This window comes from Stenotrophomonas sp. 107298_Sma (assembly GCF_056480345.1).
Genome location: NZ_CM151094.1, coordinates 1,556,065 through 1,574,452 on the forward strand (window position 1 = coordinate 1,556,065; position 18,388 = coordinate 1,574,452).

General features: G+C 66.6%; 14 protein-coding genes. 3 read left to right on the top strand and 11 right to left on the bottom strand.

The features are described 5' to 3' along the window. The first annotated feature begins 81 nt into the window (after positions 1–81). Positions 82–2,220 carry a bifunctional 23S rRNA (guanine(2069)-N(7))-methyltransferase RlmK/23S rRNA (guanine(2445)-N(2))-methyltransferase RlmL gene (gene rlmKL / locus ACZK2G_RS07265; RefSeq protein WP_046984948.1) on the top strand — a complete coding sequence of 713 codons (2,139 nt, stop codon included), beginning with the start codon at positions 82–84 and terminating at the stop codon, positions 2,218–2,220. A 61-nt stretch (positions 2,221–2,281) separates the two neighbouring features. Here the strand turns inward: rlmKL and ACZK2G_RS07270 are convergent, their stop codons facing one another. The 7 genes from ACZK2G_RS07270 to aptA all read right to left on the bottom strand — a co-directional run bounded on the left by ACZK2G_RS07270 (position 2,282) and on the right by aptA (position 10,851). Beyond that, positions 2,282–2,611, bottom strand: a complete 330-nt coding sequence (locus ACZK2G_RS07270; RefSeq protein ID WP_046984949.1) for a DUF3325 domain-containing protein — start codon at positions 2,609–2,611, stop codon at positions 2,282–2,284. After that, entirely contained in the window at positions 2,608–4,242 is a 1,635-nt protein-coding gene (locus ACZK2G_RS07275; RefSeq protein ID WP_478475064.1) for a PepSY-associated TM helix domain-containing protein, read from the bottom strand. Before ACZK2G_RS07275 ends, ACZK2G_RS07270 begins: the two co-directional genes overlap by 4 nt. After that, positions 4,239–4,553, bottom strand: a complete 315-nt coding sequence (locus ACZK2G_RS07280) for a DUF3649 domain-containing protein (protein WP_295381634.1) — start codon at positions 4,551–4,553, stop codon at positions 4,239–4,241. Before ACZK2G_RS07280 ends, ACZK2G_RS07275 begins: the two co-directional genes overlap by 4 nt. Positions 4,554–4,660: 107 nt before the next feature. Beyond that, positions 4,661–6,859, bottom strand: a complete 2,199-nt coding sequence (locus ACZK2G_RS07285) for a TonB-dependent siderophore receptor (RefSeq protein ID WP_478475066.1) — start codon at positions 6,857–6,859, stop codon at positions 4,661–4,663. A 292-nt stretch (positions 6,860–7,151) separates the two neighbouring features. Then, the gene (locus ACZK2G_RS07290; protein ID WP_136638794.1) at positions 7,152–8,438 is read right to left on the bottom strand and encodes a DUF445 domain-containing protein; all 1,287 of its coding nucleotides are present in this window, start codon (positions 8,436–8,438) and stop codon (positions 7,152–7,154) included. A 118-nt stretch (positions 8,439–8,556) separates the two neighbouring features. Then, positions 8,557–9,435, bottom strand: coding sequence for a ParB N-terminal domain-containing protein (locus tag ACZK2G_RS07295; protein WP_478475069.1), 879 nt, complete (start codon positions 9,433–9,435; stop codon positions 8,557–8,559). Positions 9,436–9,498: 63 nt separating this feature from the next. After that, positions 9,499–10,851, bottom strand: a complete 1,353-nt coding sequence (aptA, locus tag ACZK2G_RS07300; RefSeq protein ID WP_136638793.1) for an omega-aminotransferase AptA — start codon at positions 10,849–10,851, stop codon at positions 9,499–9,501. Positions 10,852–10,955: 104 nt separating this feature from the next. Here aptA and ACZK2G_RS07305 point away from each other — a divergent pair, with 104 nt between their 5' ends. Continuing rightward, complete coding sequence (locus tag ACZK2G_RS07305) at positions 10,956–12,452, top strand: aldehyde dehydrogenase (protein ID WP_478475071.1); 1,497 nt, start codon at positions 10,956–10,958, stop codon at positions 12,450–12,452. Positions 12,453–12,495: 43 nt separating this feature from the next. Here ACZK2G_RS07305 and ACZK2G_RS07310 read toward each other — a convergent pair whose 3' ends face one another. Next, positions 12,496–13,140: a hypothetical protein gene (locus ACZK2G_RS07310; RefSeq protein ID WP_295379796.1), complete on the bottom strand. Its 645-nt coding sequence runs from the start codon at positions 13,138–13,140 to the stop codon at positions 12,496–12,498. A gap of 147 nt (positions 13,141–13,287) precedes the next feature. Here ACZK2G_RS07310 and ACZK2G_RS07315 point away from each other — a divergent pair, with 147 nt between their 5' ends. After that, a complete protein-coding gene (locus ACZK2G_RS07315; RefSeq protein ID WP_478475074.1) occupies positions 13,288–14,589 on the top strand; it encodes an MFS transporter in 1,302 nt (433 codons plus the stop codon). Here the strand turns inward: ACZK2G_RS07315 and ACZK2G_RS07320 are convergent. From ACZK2G_RS07320 to ACZK2G_RS07330, 3 genes are all read right to left on the bottom strand, one after another. After that, positions 14,570–15,031 carry a bacteriohemerythrin gene (locus ACZK2G_RS07320; protein ID WP_065722369.1) on the bottom strand — a complete coding sequence of 154 codons (462 nt, stop codon included), beginning with the start codon at positions 15,029–15,031 and terminating at the stop codon, positions 14,570–14,572. The genes ACZK2G_RS07315 and ACZK2G_RS07320 overlap by 20 nt on opposite strands. A gap of 85 nt (positions 15,032–15,116) precedes the next feature. Beyond that, entirely contained in the window at positions 15,117–16,460 is a 1,344-nt protein-coding gene (locus ACZK2G_RS07325) for a diguanylate cyclase (protein ID WP_295379791.1), read from the bottom strand. 58 nt (positions 16,461–16,518) lie between these two features. Beyond that, entirely contained in the window at positions 16,519–18,102 is a 1,584-nt protein-coding gene (locus ACZK2G_RS07330) for an MASE1 domain-containing protein (RefSeq protein ID WP_478475076.1), read from the bottom strand. Positions 18,103–18,388: the final 286 nt, after the last annotated feature.

Here is an 18,388-nt window from a genome sequence, read left to right on the forward strand (position 1 = left end):
GGGCCTGCCGGCCGTGTCCACGGCCCTCCCTCTTGAATGGCCCGGCTTCCTGCCGTGCCTGACCACCTGTGAACCGATCCCGTGAAATTTTTTGTCTCCTGCGCCAAGGGCCTGGAATACCTGCTTGCCGATGAGCTGTCGGCCCTGGGCCTGGAAAAGGCCACTGCTACCATTGCCGGCGTCAACGCCGAGGGCGAACTGGAGCAGGCGCTGCGGATCGTGATGTGGTCGCGCCTGGCCAGTCGTGTGCTGTGGCCGATCGACGCGTTCGAGTGCCCGGACGAGCAGGCCCTGTACGACGGTGTGCGCGCCCTGCCGTGGCACGAGCACATCAAGCCGGAAATGACCCTGGCGGTGGATGCGCACGTGTCCGGCGACAAGATCACCCATGCGCGCTTCGCTGCGCAGCGGATCAAGGACGCCATTGTCGACCGCATGCGTGACGAAGGCCTCGAGCGCCCTTCGGTCAACACCGACCTGCCGGACGTGCGCGTGAACCTGTCACTGCGCAAGGGCCGTGCCTCGCTGTCGATCGACCTCGGCGGCGGCTCGCTGCACCGCCGTGGCTGGCGAGGTGCCGCCCACGAAGCGCCGCTGAAGGAAAACCTGGCTGCCGCGCTGCTGCTGCGTGCGCAGTGGCCGCGCCTGCACGCCGCCGGTGGTGGCCTGCTGGACCCGATGTGCGGCAGCGGCACGCTGCTGATCGAAGGTGCGCTGATGGCCGCCGACGTTGCGCCCGGCCTGATGCGCCACGGCAGCCTGCCGCCGAGCCGCTGGCTGGGCTTCGACAAGGCCGCCTGGAAGACCATCCAGAGCGAGGCACGTGACCGCGAAGCAGCTGGCCTGGCCGCGCTGAAGCCGGTCATCCACGGTAGCGACATCGACCCGACCGCGATCCAGGCGGCGCGCGAGAACGCTGAAGTTGCCGGCGTCGCCCACGCCATCCGTTTCACTCGCGCAGACGTAGCCGACCTGGCTGCGCCGGAGCAGGAAATTGGCGCGGTAGTCTGCAATCCGCCGTACGACGAGCGCCTGGCCGCCGATCCGGCGTTGTACCGTGCGCTGGGCAACGCGCTGCAGAAGGCGGTGCCGCAGTGGCGTGCGAGCCTGCTGTGCGGCAACGACGAGCTGGCCTTCGCCACTGGCCTGCGTGCGGGCAAGAAGTACCAGATGTTCAACGGTGCGCTGGAATGCGCGCTGATCATCTGCGACCCGATCGCCGTGCCCGGACGCGACCCGGCTCAGCCGCGTGAGCTGAGCGAAGGCGCGCAGATGGTGGCCAACCGCCTGCGCAAGAACCTGAAGAAGTTCAAGAGCTGGCGCGCCCGAGAGGACATCACCTGCTTCCGTGCCTACGATGCCGACCTGCCCGAATATGCGGCGGCCATCGATGTCTACGAAGAAGACGGTGGTCAGCGCCGCACCTTCCTGCACGTGCAGGAATATGCCGCGCCGGCCGCGATTCCAGAGAACGACGTGCGTCGTCGCCGCAACGAACTGCTGGCCGCTGCACGGGAAGTGTTCGGCGTGCCGCCGGAGCAGGTGTCGATGAAGTCGCGCGAGCGCGGCAAGGGCGGCAGCAAGTACGGCCGTTTCGAACAGCGTGATGAATTCATCGTGGTGCGCGAGAACAATGCGCTGCTGCAGGTGAACCTGTTCGACTACCTTGATACCGGCCTGTTCCTCGATCATCGCCCGCTGCGCCGAATGATGGCCGAGCAGGCGCGTGGCAAGCGTTTCCTCAACCTGTTCTGCTACACCGGCGTGGCCAGCGTGCAGGCCGCCGTGGCCGGCGCGGCCAGCACCACCAGCGTCGATCTGTCGGCGACTTACCTGCAGTGGTGCTACGACAACCTGGCGTTGAACGGGCAGGGCGGCAACCAGCACCTGTTGGTGCAGGCCGATGCGATGGCATGGCTGGAAGGTGACCGCGGGCAGTACGACGTGATCTTCTGTGACCCGCCGACGTTCTCCAACTCCGCGCGTGCCGACGACTTCGACGTGCAGCGCGAGCAGCTGAAACTGCTGCGCGCAGCAGTGGCGCGACTGGCGCCGGGTGGCGTGCTGTATTTCTCCAACAACTTCCGCCGCTTCAAGCTGGAAGAGAACGCCATCGCCGAATTCGCCCAGTGCCGCGAGATCACCGCGCGCACCATCGGCCCGGATTTCGAGCGCAACGCGCGCATCCACCGCGCGTGGGAACTGAAGCGGTTGGGGTAAGCCGACGCCCGGGGTCGGATCCCCTGCGCTGCGCGCAAGGGATCCGGCCCCGGGGGCTCTGCTACACCAACGCCACCAGCAGCCCGATCACGGGCAGTGCCAGGGCCAGTGGTGCGATCCACTTCGGCCGGTACGGATACAACCCGAACGACAACACCACGCCGCCCACGGTCATCACCCCCAGCCACAGTACCGGGCCCATTGCCCAGCCGTGGTCGACCACGCACAGTGCAAACGCTACCGTCAGTAGCACCCAACCCAGCACCCGCCATTGCGTGCGACGTGCCGGCGCGGCCGCGGCCTTGCCATGCAGGTCATGCTGGTGTTTCTCCATCGCCAGCGACAACGCGGTGAACGCAGAGAACGACAGGGTCAATGTGAGCAGCATCATGCACTGGCCTCCGCTTCGGCGGTTTCCGCAGCGTCCACCGGGGCCTTGGCCGCCGCCGCCGCGGCACGCTTCTTCTTCTCGGCCGCAGACAGCGGCGGCGTCCAGCGCTGCATGCGCCAACCGCACAACGCCAGCATCGCACCGAAGGCGATCATCGACAGGTCAAAGCCGGCCAGCACCCAGTCGCCGTTGCGCAGGGTGTTGCCCAGGTGCGCATGCGTGGTCAGTGCATTGACCACCGGCACCAGCGCGAACGCGGCCGCGCCCAGGTACAGCTGCCATGCCCACATCATCCGCTTGGGCCAGATGAAGGCGGCCAGCAATGCCGCACCCCAGGCATAGAAGAACGTGTTGGCCTCGGCAGTGGAGCGTTCGGCGATGTCCAGCGGCAGCAGGCGATTGCCCCAGAAGTACGCGGCGAACGCGATCGGCAGGCCGGCGACGGTGCCGATGTTCAACGCGTCGACCAGGCGCAGGCCGAAGCCGATGCGGCCACTCTTGGCGTGCTTGGGTCGTTCCTTCACCGCCCACAGCACCACGCCGCTGGCGACCATCAGGCAGCCGACCAGGCCGGACAGGAAGAACAGCGCACGCAGGCCCCAGTCGGCGAAGCGCGCCAGATGCAGGCCGTACAGCACACCACGGGTAGCGGTGGCGCCGCCGGACGGCGGCGTCTCTTCCAGCAGCGTGCCGTTGACCATGTCGTAGCGCACGGCCGGGGTGTCGGTGGACAGGCGCTTGCCGTCACGCTGGCGGATGTCGATCACCGCATTGGCGGCGCCCGGATTGGACACAGTGAAACCGGCCACTTCCACGCCGTGCCAGTGTGCACGCGCGCTGTCCAGCAGCTGCGCGATCGGCAGCGGCGTGGCGTGGCCTTCGGCAGGTGCAGTCACCTCCGGCATGCCGCCGAAGGCTTCGCTGAAGAACTTGTCCTCGTCCTGTGGGTAGGCGACTTTCACCCCCCACGGCAGGTACATGATCATCAGGGTGACGATGCCGGTGTAGGTGATCATCGCGTGGTAGGGCAGGGCCATCACCGCGCTGACGTTGTGGAAATCGAGCCAGGACCGCAGGCCCTTGTCCTTGCGGAAGGTGAAGAAGTCCTTGAAGATTTTCTTGTGGGTGATGACGCCGGTGATGATTGCCACCAGCATGAACATCGCGCAGAAGCCGACCAGGTAGCGCGCCCACAGCACCGGGATGTAGTGCAGGTCGAAATGCAGGCGGTAGAAGAAATCACCGCCTCGGGTCTCGCGGGCCTTCAGTGCCTGCCCGGTGTTCGGGTCCAGTGTTGCGTCGCCGAAGCCACCGCGACGGCCACGGCTGGGGTCGGCCAGCTCCGGCGGCAGCCGCCAGAACATCTGCATGGCGGGGTTGCGCGGCTGCGGCAACGTTACGAACCAGTTCTCGGCCTGCGCGGCATTGGCCTGCAGGTAATCCACGGCACGCTGCGCGGCGACGTCGATGCTGACGTTGCTGGAGGGCAGCTCAGGACGCATCCAGCGGCTGATTTCCTCGCGGTAGTAACTGGCCGTGCCGGCCATGAAGATCAGCAGGAGCAACCAGCCGACCAGCAGGCCGGTCCAGGTGTGCAGCCAGGCCATCGACTGGCGGAATCCATTCTTCATGCCCAGGCCCCCAGCATGCGCGCGATGGCTGCCATCAGCAGGGTGGGGGCGAGGATGCCGACCCACGCACGCAGCGCGCTGCGGGTGGCGAACGCCCACAGCGCCGCACAGGCGGCCACCAGAATGGCCAGCAGCATGCCGGTCAGCACGGTCTGGCCACGTGCGCCGGGCAGGACCACCGCGCAGAACACGCTGGTCACCGCGGCCAGCGCGTAGCCGCCGAAGATCGCCGCCAGCGAGCGTGACAGCACGCCCCAGCGCGGGCTGGAGAAGAAGGTGCGGGGGCTGGCGGTTGCGGGCGAGCGGTCCACGGCATTCCTGCAGGTTTCAGTGAAAAGGAACCGGCGCACCGCAGCGCGTCGGGGTTGGCCATCCGTGGCCGGGCACCGGTCGCAGAACCGGTGCCATCCATCGAGGGTCAGAGCTTCCAGCGCAGTGTCACGGTGACATTGCGTGGCTCGCCCCAGTACACGCCGTTGTAGAAACCGACGTTGTTGAAGTACTTCTTGTCCAGCAGGTTGTTGATGTTCAACTGCGCGCTGAAGTTCTCGCTGAAGCGATAGCCGCCGGCCAGGTTCAGCAGATAGAAGGCGTCCTGGGTGATGTTGGCCTTGCTGCGATCCGCCTTGGTGCTGGTGTTCCAGATGCGGCTCTGCCAGGTCACACCGCCACCCAGCCAGAAGCGGCCATCGATGCCACCGGGGCGCCAGCTGGTGTTGAGGCGGAAGGTATCCTGCGGGGTCGTGGTCCGCTGCAGCACGCCATCCTTGTTGCGGATGACGGTGTGGGCGAAGCCTGCCGAGACGTTCCACTGCTCGCCGATACTGCCCTGGGTTTCGATTTCCCAGCCCTTGACCTTGTTGCCCTTGCCGGTGGAGCGGTAGGCCTGCTCACCGCCGGGCAGCGAGTTGACCGGTACCGAATCATCCTCCTCGGCGACGTTGTCCTGCTTGCCCTCGAATACGGCGGCGGAGGCATTGAGCAGGCCGCCGAAGAACTCGGCTTTGACGCCAGCTTCGTACATGTTGCCGACTATCGGCTCCAGGTAGTTGCCGTTGCGGTCGCGGTTGCTCTGCGGCTTGAAGATATCGGTGTAGCTGACGTAGGCGCTGAAAATCGAGTTGAAGTCGTAGATCAGGCCGGCATATGGGGTGAGCGTATCGTCGGGCTTGTAGCCGCCGCGCCTGGTGCCAGTGCGGTTGCCGGTGGCGTCGTAGGAATAGTCCCACTTACGGGTTTCCCAGCTGCCGTAGCGTGCGCCGACTACGGCCAGCAGCGGATCGGCAAGTCGCAGGCGCGCGGCGAGATAGGCGGCGCGCTGGCGCAGCTCATCCTGTGATGACAAGTGGCCGAGACGGGTGACCGGCAGTACCGGGACGTTGCCGGTCCAGTGCCGCCAGTCAGGCACCTTCGCATAGGCCGTGTCGTAGTTGAAATCCATTGCTTCCGATTCGCCCTTGCGAACCGATTGGCCCAGGCCGAACACAAGCTCATGCTCGCGACCGAACAGCTTGAACGGCCCGTCCACGTTGACGTCGAACACGTCCATCGTGCTGTGCTGGTTGAAGTGCGAGATGTACGCCGTTATGCCGGTGCCGTCCGCGCGCGGATTGCCGGCCGCACCGTACCAGACGCTGCCGTCGGTATCGCGCACCGCATGGCTGACGTTGCCCTTCACCGACCAGCCGTTGCCCAGTTGCTGTTCCAGCCGCGCGAAGGTGGTTTTCTCCACGATCGGCCAGCTGCTCCACGATGCGGACAGGTTGGTCGAGCGCGGCAGTTTGGCCGGCGTTCCGTCTTCCCCCCAATAGGGCACTACACCCCAGGTCACGCCGGTGGTGCGGGGTGACTGGTGTTCATAGCCCACTTCGAACAGTGTGCTGTCGCTCAGGTCGGCCTGGACAATGCCGTAGAAGACGTCCTTGTCCAGTGCGTAGACATCGCGGAACGAATCACTCTGCTGCTTGGCGGCCACGATGCGTGCACGAATGCGGCCGTCCCAGGCGACGGGGCCGCCGAGGTCGGCTTCCAGGCGCCGGTTGCTCCAGCGGCCGAGGGTCAGGTTGGCACCCATCTGGAAGGTGTCGGTCGGTCGCTTGCGGATCATGCTGATGGTGCCGGATGGATCGCCGGCGCCGGTGGTCAGGCCGGTGGCACCGCGGATCACTTCGATACGCTCGTAGATGACGTTGTCGGTGTTGGTCTTGACCGAGCCACCGAACGTATTGAGCATGCCATCGACCTGGAAGTTTTCGATGGTGTAGCCACGCGAGACATAGTTGATGCGCTCGCTGTCGGTGACCGATACGCTGACGCCGGTGACCTGGCCCATCACGTCCGACAACGAGAACAGGCCCATGTCATCCAGGCGCTGGCGGGTGATGACCGTCACCGACTGCGGCGTCTCGCGCAGTGACAGGTCGAGCTTGGTCGCACTGCGCGCACCCTTCACCGTATAGCTGTTGGGAATCTCGCCATCGGCGGTCACCTTCACGGTATCCAGCGTGCGCGCGGAAGGATCGGCAGTGCCGTCGGCGTGGGCCAGCGGGGCGATCATCAGTGCGGTCACGGCCAGGGCCAGCAGAGTGGGACGAGGGTGGTTCAGCGGCATTGCCATCGGTGCGATTCCATGCAGGACGAAACAAGCGATGGAATGCGCAGACGCAGCAGCCGTGCGCTCCGCGCACGTCGCCCAGCGAGTCCCATCGACGGTGCGCCACCCGTGTAGTGCGGGCGACCCGGTAGTCGGGGGATGTACACGGGCGAAGGGGCGGGTGGGTGCGTGCTTCCGTGCCCCGCTTGGCTAAGCGTACAACCGATCGGCAAATGATAGGCATTCGCATTTCGTTAATCAAGCGTGATGAATTCCGGCCTTTGCGCAGGGCGGGGATCGACTACCGCACGGGCGCCTAGAACCTGAACACCACCGTCGCTGCGTGCAGCAGCAGGCCGATCAGGCCGCCCACCAGGGTGCCGTTGAAGCGGATGAACTGCAGGTCGCGGCCCACGCTCAGTTCCAGCTGTTCGACCAGATGCCGCTCGTCCCAGCTCTTCACGGTCTGCGCGATGTGCGCGGTCACGCCTTCGCGCAGGCGGCCGGTGAGGCGCTGTGCGCCCTCCAGCAGATGCTGGTTGAGCGCCTCGCGCAGGGCCGGGTCGGCCTGCAGGCTGCTGCCCAGCGAGGCGAGGCTGCGCTGCAGGTGGCCGACCAGCGCCGAGTCTTCGCGCTGCAGGTCGCTGCGCAGGCTGGCGTGGATGCGCGCCCACAGACCCTGCACGTAGTCCTGCAGGGCCGGGTGATCGATCATTTCCTGCTTGAGCTGTTCGACGCGTTCGGCCAGGGCCGGGTCCTCGCGCAGGCGCTGCACGTAGTTCTGCAGCCAGCTCTCGTAGTCCTGGCGCAACGGATGCTGCGGCTCGGCCAGCACCTGCTGCAGTTCTTCCAGCACCGCACGCGCCAGTCGCTCGGCCAGGCTGTCGCCGATCTCGTCGATCGGCTTGACCCAGTTCACCGTGCTCGACAATGTCGGCCATTCGCGCTGGATGTAGCGCACGATCAGCTGCGAGGCGCGCTCCTTCACTTCCGGCTGCTCCAGCCAGCGGCCCAGGCGCTGCAGGCCCTCGTCCAGCACGCGCTGGTGGCGGCCATCGGCGGTCAGCAGGGCCAGCAGCTCACCGGCGGTTGAGGCGGCATTCCACTGCCGCAGCTGCTGCACCACGAACGCATGGAGCTGCCGGCGCACGGCGGCTTCGTCGAAGAAGTCCAGCGCCTGCAGCGCCCAGCCGCGGGCCATGTCGGCCAGCATCCGCGAGCGCGCCGGATCGGCCAGCCAACTGCCGAGGCGGCTGGCCGGATCGAACACCTGCAGCTTGGCCAGCAGCACCTGCGGCTCCAGGAACTGGTCGCGCACGAACAGGGCGAGGCTGTCGCCGATGCGTTCCTTGCTGCGCGGGATGATTGCCGTATGCGGGATCGGCAGGCCCATCGGCCGCCGGAACAGGGCAACGACCGCGAACCAGTCGGCCAGTGCGCCTACGGCTGCTGCTTCGCAGAAGGCCGAAACCCACGCCCAGATGCCGCGCTCGCCCTGCCAGTGGCTGACCGCGAAACCGGCCAGCATCAACAGCAGCAGGCCCAGCGCGAGGGCTTTCAGGCGCCGCAGCTGTGCGCGGCGCGGATCGTTGGCAGGCGTCATGGCGGAAGTCTAACCGGCACGGCATGAGCATCTGGTAGTGCCGGCCGCTGGCCGGCATCCGCAACGCACCCGGTACGTTCATGGGGTTGCCGGCCAGCGGCGGGCACTACCCGTTGCTTCAGAGCGCTTCGAGCTGCTTGCGCAGCGCGGCCAGCTGCGCGCGGAGGGTGTCGTTCTCGCGGGTCAGCGCGACCACGCGGCGGCGCAGCGCCGGGGCATCCTCGCCAAGCTGCTCCAGTGCCGACAGCACCTCGGCGTCGCGGCTGGTGATCTGCTCCTCGTCCGCTTCCTCGAAGTCCATCTCGGCTGCTTCCGGCTTCGGTGCGCGCGGCTTGCGCTTGGACTCGCGCACGCGCTTGGCGGCCTGCTTCAGCTCGTCCTTGCCACCAGCGGCAGCGGCGCGCTGTTCGTCTTCGGGCAGGTCCGCCACGGCAGCGGCGGCGCTGATCGAGATCACGCCGGCCTTCACCGCTTCCACTACCTCGGCCGCGGCCTGGGCGTGGATGCGTTCGATCATGCCGACCTGGCTGGTGCTCAGCTTGGCCTCGCGCGCCAACTCGGCACGGCTGATCTTCGGCGCCGGTTCCCACGGCGGGCTGTCCTCACCGGTCTCCTCGACCGCCTCGGCGGTGCCGTCGCTCTCGCGCTGCAGCTGGGCCTGCTCGACGTGCTTGCGGGCGGCCAGGATGTCGCGCTTGCGCAGCGCCAGCACGCCGCGCTGGAAGTCGGACACGCTCCGGCGGCCCAGGTGCTGCTCGATCATCCACAGGTGCACGTCTTCCATGCTCTGGAAGCGGGTGTTCTGCACGGTATTGAAGGGCAGGCCATGCTTCTGGCAGATGCCGAAACGGTTGTGGCCATCGACCAGCACATCACCCCACAGCACCAGCGCATCGCGGCAGCCCTCGGCCAGGATGCTGCGCTCCAGCGCGTCATGTTCGTCCGCGGTCAGCGGGTCGATGTAGGCCTTGAGTTCTTCTTTGACGACGATATCCATGGGCACGGCAACGAGCAGGAGCGGAACCGACCATTGTACCCGCTCGACGCCGCCGGCCCGGGCTCAGGCGGTGGCCCGGATCATCTCGCCCAGGGTGCCGGTGATCTGGTCGATCTGCGCCTTGTCCACGATCAGCGGCGGCGACAGCGCAATGATGTCGCCGGTACAGCGCACCAGCAGCCGGCCGTCGTGGAAGCAGCGCCGGAACACCTCGTAGCCGCGGCTGCCCGGCGCATCCCGGCGCGGCGCCAGTTCGACCGCACCGACCAGCCCGAAGTTGCGGATATCGATCACGTTGGGCAGGCCCTGCAGGGCATGCAGCCGCTCCTGCCAGTACTCGCCCAGCTCGATGGCACGCTCGAACAGGCGTTCTTCCGCGTAGACGTCCAGCGTGGCCAGCGCCGCCGCGCAGGCCAGTGGATGGCCAGAGTTGGTGTAGCCATGGAACAGCTCGATGGCCTGCGGCGGCGCCTGCATCAGGGCCGCATGCACGGCATCGCTGACCAGCACGCCGCCCAGTGGCACCGCGCCGTTGCTGACCGCCTTGGCGAAGGTCAGCAGGTCCGGAGTGACCCCGAAGCGCTGCGCGGCGAAGGGCATGCCGACCCGGCCGAAACCGGTGATGACCTCGTCGAACACCAGCAGGATGCCGTGGTGGTCGCAGAGCTCGCGCAGGCGCTGCAGGTAGCCCGGCGCGGGCAGGATCACCCCGGCAGATCCGGCGATGGGTTCAACGAACACCGCCGCGATGGTCGAGGCATCGTGCAGGGCGATCAGCCGTTCCAGGTCGTCGGCCAGCTCCGCGCCCTGGCGCGGCAGGCCCTTGCTGAACGCATTGCGCGGCAGGTCCAGGGTGTGCCGCAGGTAGTCCACACCACCCAGCTGCAGGCCGAACGCTTTGCGGTTGTTGGGCAGCCCACCCAGCGCCATGCCGCCGAAGCCCACCCCGTGGTAAGCCTTCTCGCGGCTGATGAAACGGGTGCGCTGGCCCTCGCCGCGCTGGCGGTGGTAGGCCAGCACGATCTTCATCGCGGTATCCACCGCCTCGGAGCCGGAACTGGTGAAGAACACATGGTTGAGCGGAGGCGGCGCCAATGCCGCCAGCCGCTGTGCCAGCGCGAATGCCGGCGGCGACCCCATCTGGAACGCGGGCGAGTAATCCAGGGTACGCGCCTGCTCGACGATGGCGTTGACGATGTGCGGCCGCGCGTGGCCGGCATTGCAGCACCACAGGCCGGCGGTGCCGTCGAGGACCTGGCGGCCGTCGACGTCCTCGTAGTGCATGCCTTCGGCCCGTACCAGCATGCGCGGTGCGGCCTTGTACTGGCGGTTGGCGGTGAACGGCATCCAGTACGCGTCCAGTGACTCGGGGCGCTGGGTGGCCAGGTCGTGCAGGTCGCTTTCGGGACGCTTCATGCCAGCTCCATCGGGTCCGATGCGATGAATGTAGCGCAGCTGCGTCACGGCGGAGTCGCGGCGGCCCCGGTATAACCAAGGCTCGTTGAATGTTGGAGCTTCCCATGGCCGATTTCCCCGACCGCAGCCATTGGCAGGCGCTGGTCCTCCAGCTGTCGATGCCGGGCCAGGCCTTCATCGACGGCCGCTATGTCGATGCCGCCAGCGGCGCCCGCTTCGACTGCATCAGCCCGATCGACGGTCGCGTGCTGGGCGCGGTCGCCGACTGCGACGCGCAGGATGTCGAACGCGCGGTACTCGCCGCGCGGCGCAGCTTCGATGTGGGCCACTGGTCGCAGGCGAGCCCGGCGCATCGCAAGCGTGTGCTGCTGGCGCTGGCGGCATTGGTGGAAACGCACGCCGATGAACTGGCCCTGCTGGAAACCCTGGACATGGGCAAGCCGGTGCGTGACGCCCGCCGTATCGACTTGCCCGGCGTGGTGCGCTGCCTGACCTGGACCGCCGAAGCCGTGGACAAGCTGTATGGCGAAATCGCGCCCACCGGCCCGCACGAGCTGGGCCTGGTCACGCGCGAGGCTGCCGGCGTGGTGGCCGCCATCGTGCCGTGGAATTTCCCGCTGCTGATGGCCTGCTGGAAGATCGCGCCGGCACTGGCGATGGGCAACTCGGTCGTGCTCAAGCCTTCCGAGCGGTCGCCGCTGAGTGCGCTGCGGCTGGCGGCGCTGGCCGCCGAAGCGGGCCTGCCCGAGGGTGTGCTGAACGTGCTGCCGGGCCAGGGTGCGCGCGTCGGCGAACCGCTGGCCCTGCACATGGACGTGGACGTGCTGGCGTTCACCGGCTCCACTGCCACTGGCGCCAAGCTGCTGGAGTACTCAGGCCGGTCCAATCTCAAGCGGGTCTGGCTGGAATGCGGCGGCAAGAGCCCGCACTTGGTGTTCGCCGACGCGCCCGACCTCGATGCAGCGGCGAAGGGCGTGGCGCAGGGCATCTTCTTCAACCAGGGCGAAGTCTGTACCGCCGGTTCGCGGCTGTTGGTGCAACGCTCGATCCGCGAGGATTTCGTGCACCAGGTGATCGCTTATGGCCAGCACATGCAGCCGCGTCATCCACTGGAGCCCGATGCACCGATGGGCGCGCTGGTCGATGCCGCGCACGTGGACAAGGTGCTGGCCGACATCGCGCGGGCCGAAGGCGAGGGTGCCCGGCTGTTGCTGGGAGGCCATCGTGCCGAGGTCGAGGCGGGTGGTTGCTACGTGCAGCCCACCGTGTTCGACCAGGTGCGGCCGGAGCAGGCATTGGCACGCGAGGAAGTGTTCGGGCCGGTGTTGGCCGTGCTCGGTTTCGAGGACGAGGCCGAAGCGGTGCGCGTGGCCAATGACAGCCGCTACGGCCTGGCCGCCGGACTGTGGACGCGTGACCTGGGTCGCGCCCATCGGGTCGCGCGCCAGCTGCGCGCCGGTAGTGTATGGGTGAATGGCTGGGACGGCGGGGACATGACCGCACCTTTCGGCGGCTACAAGCAGTCCGGCAACGGCCGTGACAAGTCTCTGCATGCGTTCGACAAGTACAGCGAGATCAAGGCTACCTGGATCCAGTTGTAACGACGCGGCTGCTCGGCTCTACATAAAGCATACAGCTGCCGAGCTACCGGCAGCGGGCGCTCACCTGCAGCACTGCCGCACGCAGCACGTCGCGGTCGGCTTCTTCGACGGCGTTCTGGAAATAGTCCATGTCCTGCTTGCCCAGCTCGCACGGGTCGACGATGTACCCCGGTGGCCACAAACCCAGCAGCTGTGCCACGCCATGCACGATCTGCTCGGGGGTCATCTGCCGACGGATCCGGAAGTAATTGCGGCGCGGCGCGAACGCGGGATGGACCCCGCGCCGACCGATCAGGCGCGGCGCCACGCCCGCTGCGCTGATGCCGTCGCCGCCATTGATGCTGCCCGCAGGCAGGTCCAGCATCAGTGGCGCCATTGCAGGCGATTCCTCGAACGCGGGTGTGCTGGCATCGTTAGGTGCCGCCGGGGGCGGGCGTGGCGCTGTCGATGCGGCCGGGCGCGCTGCCTCTGCGGTGGGCTGCGCCGGGTGCGGTTGCTGCGCAGGCACGGGCTGCTTCGGTGGCAGCCAGTACAACGTCATCCTGGCGCCTTCGTCGCTGCGCAGCGTCATCCTGCCACTGCCCAGCAGCCACACTGCCATCAACCCATGCACCAGCAGCACCACCAGCCATGCCGCCATGCGCGGCAGCTTCGGCGAATCGGACCACGACAGTGCGACTGCAGTCATCGGCAAAGCATCCATGCAGGGACCGGTGGCGCAGCCTAGCGGGCGGCCCGAAAAATTCCGTTGGCATCGGTGTCGGCTGAAACCATCGCCCCGTGCGGCCACCGGCCCGTGGCAGAATCGGGCGATCCGCCGTTACCCGTGTTGCCGATGTCGACGATCACCGCTGCCGCACCGCCCGTGAATTCCCCCCGCCGTGTCCTGCTGGCCAGCCTGATCGGCACCACCATCGAATTCTTCGATTTCTACATCTACGCCACCGCCGCGGTGCTGGTGTTTCCGCACCTGTTCTTCCCGGACAGCAGTGATCAGGCGGCGCTGCTGCAATCACTGGCGACCTTCGCGGTCGCGTTCATCGCGCGCCCAGTGGGCTCGGCGGTGTTCGGCCACTTCGGCGACCGCATCGGCCGCAAGGCCACGCTGGTGGCCGCGTTGCTGACCATGGGCGTGTCCACGGTGCTGATCGGCCTGTTGCCGACCCATGCGCAGATTGGGCTGTGGGCGCCGGCACTGCTGGCGCTGTGCCGTTTCGGCCAGGGCCTGGGGCTGGGCGGCGAGTGGGGTGGGGCGGTGCTGCTGGCCACCGAGAACGCACCACCGGGCAAGCGCGCCTGGTACGGCATGTTCCCGCAGCTGGGCGCACCGCTGGGCTTCCTGCTGTCAGCCGGTATCTTCCTGGTGCTGGGCCGCTGCCTGAGCCAGGACGACTTCCTGCAATGGGGCTGGCGCATTCCGTTCGTGGCCAGCGCGTTGCTGGTCGGCCTCGGCCTGTGGGTGCGCCTGAACATCCACGAGACGCCCGATTTCAAGCAGGCGCTGGAGCGCAAGGCGCCGGTGCGCCTGCCGATGTGGATCGTCCTGCGCGACCACGCCGTGCCAATGCTGCTGGGCACACTGGGTGCGTTCGCCACCTTCGTGCTGTTCTACCTGATGACGGTGTTCAGCCTTGGCCATGGCACGGCGGTGCTGGGCTACAGCCGTGAGCAGTTCCTGCTGATGCAGATGGCCGGCATGCTGTTCTTCGCGCTGGGCATTCCGCTGTCGGCACGCTATGGCGACCGCTGGGGCACGCGCCGCACGATGATCGTCGCCAGTCTGCTGATCATCGGTTTCGGCGTACTGTTCGCGCCGCTGTTCCAGCCGCACAGCCCGTGGCTGGTCACCGGTTTCCTGTGCCTGGGCCTGTTCCTGATGGGCCTGACCTACGGCCCCTGCGGCACCTTCCTGGCCGAGATCTACCCTGTGGAAGTGCGCTACACCGGTGCCTCGTTGTCGTTCAACCTGGCCGGCATCCTTGGTGCGGCACCGGCGCCCTACCTGGCCACCTGGCTGGCCGAACGCTTCGGCCTGGTCGCGGTGGGCTACTACCTGTGCCTGACCGCGGTGGCGACCCTGTGCGCGCTGGTGGCACTGCACCGGCGCGCCCTGCGGCTCAACCAAAGAAGCGCTTGAGCGTGCGCCCCAGCCAACCGCCGCCCTGGTGTTCGCGGGCGAACTGGTTCAGGTGCGCCTTGACCTGTTCGGCATAGGCCTGGTCATCGCCGCGGATGTGATTGAACAGCCAGCGCGAGAGCATGGTGCGCAGCTCGTCACTGATGTCTTCGCCGGCCTGGAAGCGCATGCGGTATTCCGATACCCGCTTGATGAAGACCTCATGCACGCGCTTGTGCGCGGCACAGAACGGATAGCCCGCTTCCTCCATCAGTTCTTCTTCGAATGCGAAGTGCGACATGGTGTAGTCCACCACCTCGTCGATCACTTCACCCACCGCCGCACGCTGCATGCTGGTCTGTGCCACGTGCAGGTGGTTGAGCATCTCGATGATGCGGCGGTGTTGTTGGTCGATCACATCGATGCCGATGTTCAGATCGTCCTGCCAGACCAGTAGTGCCATCCCCGGCTCCCCTTCATGCGTATGTCGGGGCCGACTGTAGGGCCGCCGCGCCTGGGCGGCGTTGATCTGGATCAAAGCAGGCCGGTCAGGGCAGGGCGGGCTCGCGCGGGCGCAGCTGGCTGGCCACCGTGGTGCAGGTGACCCGGTTGCGGCCACCGGCCTTGGCCAGGTACAGCTGGCGGTCGGCCTCGGAGATCAGCCGGTGCAGTGCATCACGCTGCGGGCGCAGGCAGCACAGGCCGATGCTGACCGTCATGCGCAGGGTGGCGGTGCCGATGTCCACTTCCAGTGCGGCAATGCGCTGACGCAGTTCCTCGAAGTACTGCAGTGCCTCGTCCTGTTCCATGTCCGGCACCAGCAGGCAGAACTCCTCGCCACCGAAGCGTGCGATCAGGTCCTGGCTGCGTGCATGCGAGGCCACCGCACCGGCCACCGCGCGCAGCGCATCATCGCCGGCCTCGTGGCCGTGGGTGTCGTTGATGTGCTTGAAATGATCGATGTCGATCATCGCCACCGCCACGCACTGGCCATGCAGCTGCAGCTGCGGCAACTGGCGCTGGCTTTGTTCCAGGAAGCAGCGGCGGTTGGGCAGGCCGGTAAGGAAGTCGCGGGTGGCCAGATCCTGCAGGGTGCCGATCAGTTCCAGCTGGTCCACGTTCTGCGAGACGCGGCAGAAGAACTCTTCGCGCGAGAATGGCTTGCGCAGGAAGTCATTGGCACCGTTCTTCAGGAAGCGCGGGATCAGCGAGGCGTCGGTGTTGCCGGAGATGCCGATCACCGCCACCTTGTCGCGCGAGCGCAGGGTGCGCAGGCGGCGGGTGAATTCCACGCCCTGCATGCCGGGCATTTCCTGGTCGACCACCGCCAGGCGGATTGCCGGATGCGCCTCGATCGCGGCCAGGCCCTCGTTGCCGTCGGCGGCTTCATGCACCTCATGGCCGTACATGCGCAGCAGGGCCGCGGCATAGCCACGCGCGGAGGGCGAATCGTCCACCACCAGCGCGGCGATGCGGCGGTTGCGTTCCAGCCGCTGTACCAGCCACACCAGGTAGTCGATGCTGCCGGGGGTGTTCTTCAGCACGTAGTCGATGATCTGCTGCTGCAGCACGCGCTTGCGCAGGTCCTCGTCATACACGCCGCTGACCACCACGGTGGGCAGGTCACGCTTGAGGAAGAACTCGACCACCGTGTCGCGGTCGCCATCGGCCAACACCAGCCCGGTCAGCACAAGGAACCAGCCGCCCCCTTCGCTGAGCAGGCGGTCTGCCTCGGCCAGGGTGGAGGCGATCACCACCGGCAGTTCCAGGCGTTGCTCGATGGCTTCGCGCAGCATGCCGGTAAAGGCACGGGAGTTTTCGACCAGCAGGATCCGCTGTGGCAACGGATCGGCCAGGTCGCCATCGACGGCGGCCTGCGGCAGGACGGGCATGATGCGGTGGCTCACGAAGGAGGGCTCGGCACGGATAGCGGCGGTTTCGGGCGTAACTTTAGCCGGGCAGGGGGCGCGGTTGGGCCGGCTGTGGGATCGTGGATTGAGGCGTCGTGGTCGGTTCGTGCAACACGAGACGCAGTCGGTTGCCACGACAATGCACCGCGCCGCCGTAGGCCAGCATCCTGCCGGCCAGACGTTCGAAGGCCTGGTGGGTTGTCTGCGGCGACAACGCACATCCGCGGTCAAGCAGGGCGATGACCGCTACGATGCCACGGCGGTTGCCAACACTGCCGCATCGCGCTCGCACGTAGACCTGCCCCGCTTCCAGTTCCAGCAGCAGCGAAACTGCTTCGATCAATGTGCGGTAGATCGCCAGTTGCAGATCCACATTCAGCGCGGAGGGATTGCCTGTCAGCCGGGGCTGCGTGACGCGGTGGGTGTTGCTCCATATTTCGTAAGCGCCGCCGCCCTGAAGGGCGACATAGAGCCCCACCTGCTCCAGTCCCGTAGGGTAGACCAGACTGGCCTGTTCACGAAACAGGCGCGAGTGCACGGAAGTAGCGTGTTGCAGGCTGTTGGCTACCGCGTGGTGGCCCTGGGACCTCAGCCAGCTGATCATCTCGCCGAGCGAATTATCCATGCCTTCGCCCAGGTGCTTGAGGTGGGCAGCGCGCTCGCGAAGTTCACGTTCGCTGGTCTGGTGTGAACTGCGTGCCAGGCGCAACGTGGTTTTCTCTGCCAGGCCGCGGGACCGTGCACGCTGATGGTGATAGCTGATGCTGGATCCCAGCGCGAGCAGTGCGATGCTCATGACTGCCATGTTCTGCTGGGTTGCGAACGTGCCGAGGTCGAAAGAAGACGGCAGGCCAGTGCTGGGCGTAGCGCCGTGAAGCGGGAGATTCAATAGCGGAATCGCGATGGCAGCGCCACGCCACCCATGCATGAAGGTCAGGGCGATGGCGGGCAGCGCGGCCAGCAGGACAAGGTGTGTGCGGGTGGTATGGGCACTGCCGGCTGTCAACTGCATGCCCAACCCCAGTATCAGCATCGCCAGGATCGCCGCAGCTGTAGGCGCTACAAAGCGGGTGCTCCAACTGGGATCCGCGTGCCGCTGCGCCCAAAGGAAGGCCAGTGGGAGCACGGTGATGATGGCCGCGAAGTGACCAAAGATCGTTCGGTCGACCGCGTCCAGCAGGTTGCTCGGCGGAGGGTTCGACCAGAGGATATATGAAATGCTCAGGTTTAGACCCGGGACGAACAGTGCCGTGCAGATCGATAACGACAGCAGCCAGAGACCGGTGACGGCCTCGGACGGCATTCTCCTGAGGTGAAGGTGGACCACCAGCATCGCCATCGGCATCAACAGTGTTGACGCCAGGATGACCCACGCCAAGCCGTAGGCATCAATCATGGGGATGCGCAGCGTCGCGAAGTAGATGTATTCGCCCAGCAACAGGTAAGGCCACAAGCGGGGCGGGACGATCAGCAGTGCCGCTGCCCGGATGCCTGCGGGCAGGAAGAACTGATCGAGCGAGAACTGACGCGATATGAGGCAGCTGGCCGCATAGGCGGCGGCCAGCACAAGACCGACCGGACGGATCCGGAAGCTCAGTTCAATTGCCTTCTTGAATCTGTCCAAAAACAAGACTCCTTTGCTCCCGCCCAGCCACCGCTGGCCGGCTACTGGACACTATCCAATAGATCGTCGCAGGCGCAATCAGCACCGTCCTTCTTCTGCAGATGACATGGTGCGGGCAGGGGGAAGGGGGCAGGGGTGCACGAATGAAACTAAATCGTCCGGATTATCCGCCAATCACTTTGTTGTGGCGGGAAGACGCTACTATCGTCTCGAGGTTGTTTGCTCTCATTCCGACCAGGAGGTCATTGTGCGATCCATATTTGTTGGTGTTGTGACCGGGGCAACA